The 4,181-nt window shown below is 66.2% G+C and carries 4 protein-coding genes; all 4 read left to right on the top strand.

All coding sequences use genetic code 11. From position 1 onward, the window contains the following. Positions 1-143, top strand: a 143-nt coding sequence (locus Q7J58_RS00710; protein ID WP_304821985.1) for a TAXI family TRAP transporter solute-binding subunit, incomplete at its 5' end; no start/stop codon positions are given. Between the two features lie 79 nt (positions 144-222). Then, positions 223-2,052 carry an ATP-binding protein gene (locus Q7J58_RS00705; RefSeq protein ID WP_304821982.1) on the top strand — a complete coding sequence of 610 codons (1,830 nt, stop codon included), beginning with the start codon at positions 223-225 and terminating at the stop codon, positions 2,050-2,052. Next, positions 2,033-3,364: a sigma-54 dependent transcriptional regulator gene (locus Q7J58_RS00700; protein WP_304821979.1), complete on the top strand. Its 1,332-nt coding sequence runs from the start codon at positions 2,033-2,035 to the stop codon at positions 3,362-3,364. The genes Q7J58_RS00705 and Q7J58_RS00700 overlap by 20 nt, the downstream gene beginning before the upstream one ends. A 181-nt stretch (positions 3,365-3,545) precedes the next feature. Further along, positions 3,546-4,181: TAXI family TRAP transporter solute-binding subunit (locus Q7J58_RS00695; RefSeq protein ID WP_304821975.1), on the top strand; the 636-nt coding region annotated here is incomplete at its 3' end.

The raw sequence follows: 4,181 nt of genomic DNA, 5'->3' as shown, positions 1-4,181 counted from the left end.
CCATGTACGACAACATCGACACGCTGTACGCCGCGCACAACGCGGCCAAGAGCATCAAGCGCGAGAACGCCATCAAGGGCATGCCGGTGCCGCTGCACCCCGGTGCCGAGCGCTACTACAAAGAAGTGGGCCTGATCAAGTGATCGCCGTGCAGCGCCGCTGCCGGCGCTGCCCGACCCACGGCTCCGGCGCACGCCAGGGGCCTTTTTTTTGCGTCGCGCCATGAAGCTCCAAGCCCTGTGGCGAAGCCCTTCGGCTTGGCCTGCCGGGGCCGCTCTTGTGCTGACCCTGGCCGTCTGGCTGTCTTACACAGCGGTCTACCGCGCAGCCCTGCAAGAGGCGGGGCAACGGGGCCAGGCCCAGATGCAGCTGCAGGCGCGCGAGTTGCTGGGCTCGGTAGAAAAGTTCGAGCACCTGCCCTACCTGGTCGGCGCAGATCAGGCGCTGGCCCAGGTGCTGAGCGCGCCACAAGACCCCCTGCGGCTGAACGCGGCCAACCGCTACCTGCAATTTGCCCAGCACCGCACGGGCGTGGCCGCCATTTACCTCATGGACACCACGGGCCACACGCTGGCCGCGAGCAATTGGTCCACGCCAGGCAGTTTTGTGGGGCGCAACTACCGGTTTCGGCCTTATTTTCAGCAGGCCATGGAAGGCGGTGCGGGCCGGTTTTATGGTGTGGGCGTGACCACGGGCGAACCGGGCTTTTTCATCGCAGCACCGCTGTTGCAAAACAACCGCATCGAAGGCGTCGTGGCGGTCAAGGTGGACCTGACACCGCTGGAAGAGCGCTGGCGCGAAGCCGGCCTGCCGCTGGCGCTGGCCGATGAGGCGGGTGTGATGTTTCTGTCGGCGCAGCGCGACTGGCGCTACCGCAGCCTGTACCCCCTGGCCGAGCCTGCACGGGCCAAGCTCCGGGAGACACGGCAGTACGGGGGCACGCTCACCGAGGCCCTGAGCCCACAAGGCCTTGACGCAGCGCAAGCCCCCACCGCGCTGCAGGTGGTCGATGGTGGCCACTACCTGGTGCAAGCCCGGCCGCTGGAGCACTTTGGCTGGCAACTGCTGCTGTTTGCAGACCCTGGCCCGGCGAGGCGGCAAGGCGCGCTGGCGGCGGGTCTGGTCGGGCTGAGCCTGGCGGTGGTGTTGCTGGCACTGGCTTTTGCCTGGCAATACCGCAGGCGCATGTCGGAGCGGCGCGCGATGGCGCGTGAGCGGGCCCGGGCCATTGAAGCGCTGGAACGCCGCATTGCCGAGCGCACGGCCGAGCTCACCGCGGCCAACGATGCGGCGGTACAAACCGGCAAACTGGCGCTGCTGGGCCAAATGGCGGCGGGCATCAGCCACGAGCTTTCGCAACCGCTGGCGGCGCTGCACACGCTGGCCGACAACGCGGCGGAGTTCCTCAAGCGCCAAGACCCCGACAACGCCAGCAGCAACCTGCAACTGATCGGCGGGCTGTGCACCCGCATGGGCAACATTGTGGGCGAGCTCAAGGCCTTTGCCCGCAAAGAGCCGGCCCGCCTGGAGCCTGTGCGGCTGGCAGAGGTGGTGGCCAGCACGCTGATGCTGATGGAGCCTTTGCGCCACGCCAGCCAAACGCGCATAGAGACCGAAACCCTGGACGCCGGGCTGGCCGTGCTGGGCGACGGCATTCGCCTGGAACAGGTGCTGGTGAACCTGCTGCGCAACGGCATAGACGCGATGGAAGGCCAGGCGGAGCGGCGGATTGACATTCGCGTGAGCGCCACCGGCGAAACCGTGACCCTGTCGGTTCGAGACCACGGGCCGGGGCTGAGCGACGCTGCCCGCGCCCACTTGTTTGAGCCTTTCTTCACCACCAAGCCCAGCGGCAAAGGGCTGGGCCTGGGGTTGTCGCTGTCACAGGCGATCGTGCGCGAAATGGGCGGACAGATCAGCGCCCACAACGCCGGGCCGGGCGCGCGTTTCGACGTGACCATGCGGCGAACCGCGACGCCCCCTGACGCCACGGCACCGTCTGAACACCCCCAGCTGAACCGGACACCCTTTTATGCATGTACTGCTGATTGAAGACGATCCCATCGTCATGATCGGAGCCACCCAGGCGCTGCGGCTGGCGAACATGGAAACGCGCCAAGCCACCAGCGTGGAGGCCGCACTGAACCAGTTCGCCAGCGAGCGCCCGGCGGCCATACTGAGCGATGTGCGCCTGCCGGGCGCGGATGGCTTTGCCTTGCTGCGCCGCGTGCGCGAACTCGACAGCGAGTTGCCCGTGATCCTGATGACCGGGCACGGCGACATTCGCATGGCGGTGGAGGCCATGCACCTGGGCGCCTACGATTTTCTGGAAAAACCTTTTTCGTCGGACCGCTTGGCCGACGTGGTTCGGCGGGCGCTTGAAAAGCGCGGGCTGGTGCTGGAGAACCGGCGTCTGCAAGCCCTGGTGGAGGCACAGCACGGACAAGGGCTGGTGGGCCAGACCACGGCGATGAACGAGGTGCGCCGCCGCGTGGTGGCCTTGGCGCCGACCCAGGTGGATGTGCTGCTGCGCGGCGAAACCGGCACGGGCAAAGAGGTGGTGGCCCGGGCCATTCACGAAGCGTCGGGCCGCACAGGCCCGTTTGTGGCCATCAACTGCGGTGCCCTGCCCGAGTCCATTTTCGAGAGCGAGATGTTCGGCCACGAAGCGGGCGCCTTCACCGGCGCCACGCGCCGGCGCGTGGGCAAGCTGGAGCATGCACGCGGCGGCACGGTGCTGCTCGACGAGATCGAGAGTCTGCCGATGTCTCAGCAGGTCAAGCTGCTGCGCGTGCTGCAGGAGCGCGTGATCGAGCGGCTGGGCGGCAACGACCCGGTGCGCATCGACTGCCGCTTCATTGCAGCCGCCAAGTCAGACCTGAAGGCCTTGTCGGATGCCGGTCAGTTTCGGCACGACCTGTATTACCGGCTGCATGTGGCCACCATTGAACTGCCGCCCCTGCGCGAGCGCCGCGACGACATTCCCCTGCTGCTGGCGCATTGCCTTCGGCTGTCTGCAGACCGGTACCACACCCCACCGCCCACCCTGAGCCAGGCCGAACTGAGCCACTGGATGGCACACGACTGGCCGGGCAATGTGCGTGAGTTGCACAATGCCGCCGAGCGGATGTGCCTGGGCCTGGAGCCGGGCATGGGCCCGTGTGAGCCGGTGGCCGCAGAAGCCGCCTCGCTCAGCACCCAGCTGGACGCTTTTGAGTGGCGCCTTCTCACGCAGGCCCTGCGCGAATGCCAGGGCCAGGTGTCGCTGGCGGCGGAGCGCCTGCAGGTGCCGCGCAAAACGCTGTACGACAAAATCGCGCGCCTGAAGATCGACCCGGCCGCGTTCAGAGCACCGCGTGTTTGAGCGGATTTCCGCCCAATCGGGTAACGCCATTCGGGATAACCGCACACACCCAAAGCAGCATTTGCTTAAAAATCAAAGGCTTGAAGTTCAAACAATGCTGGCCGGCAAATTGCTACCTGTTGACCCGTCCCTGGCGCACAACCGCGCTGGCGGACTTTTTTAAAACACGATTGGAGACCTCATGAAAAATTTCCGTACCCTGGCCAGCCGCTGCGCTTTGGTCGCGTCTGTCGGCATGGCGCTCATCTCGGGCCATGCCAACGCCCAGCAGCAGTTCGTCAACGTGCTCACCGGCGGCCAAAGCGGCGTGTATTACCCCATGGGCGTTGCGCTGTCGCAGATCTTCGCCAAAGACATTCCCAATGTGCGCTCCACCGCGCAGGTGACCAAGGCTTCGGCCGAAAACCTGAATCTGTTGCAGGCCGGCCGCGGCGAGCTGGCCCTGGCGCTGGCCGACTCCGTGTCCGACGCCTGGAAGGGCGACGCCGAAGCAGGCTTTCCCAACAAGCTGGACAAGCTGCGCGGCCTCTCGGCCACCTACAACAACTACATCCAGATCGTGGCCAACGCCGACTCGGGCATCAAAACGCTGGCCGACCTGAAGGGCAAGCGCATTTCGGTGGGCGCGGCCAAGTCGGGTACCGAGCTGAACGCCCGCGCCATTTTCAAGGCCGCCGGCCTGGCCTACAGCGACATGGCCAAGGTGGAGTACCTGCCGTTTGGTGAGTCGGTGGAGCTGATGAAGAACCGCCAGCTCGATGCGACCTTGCAGTCGGCCGGCCTGGGTGTGGCGTCCATCCGCGATCTGGCCACGGCC

Source organism: Hydrogenophaga sp. (assembly GCF_030656115.1).
Lineage (GTDB): Bacteria > Pseudomonadota > Gammaproteobacteria > Burkholderiales > Burkholderiaceae_C > Hydrogenophaga.
The sequence above is the reverse complement of the archived record's forward strand: the minus strand, read 5'-3'. Positions and strand labels throughout refer to the sequence as shown.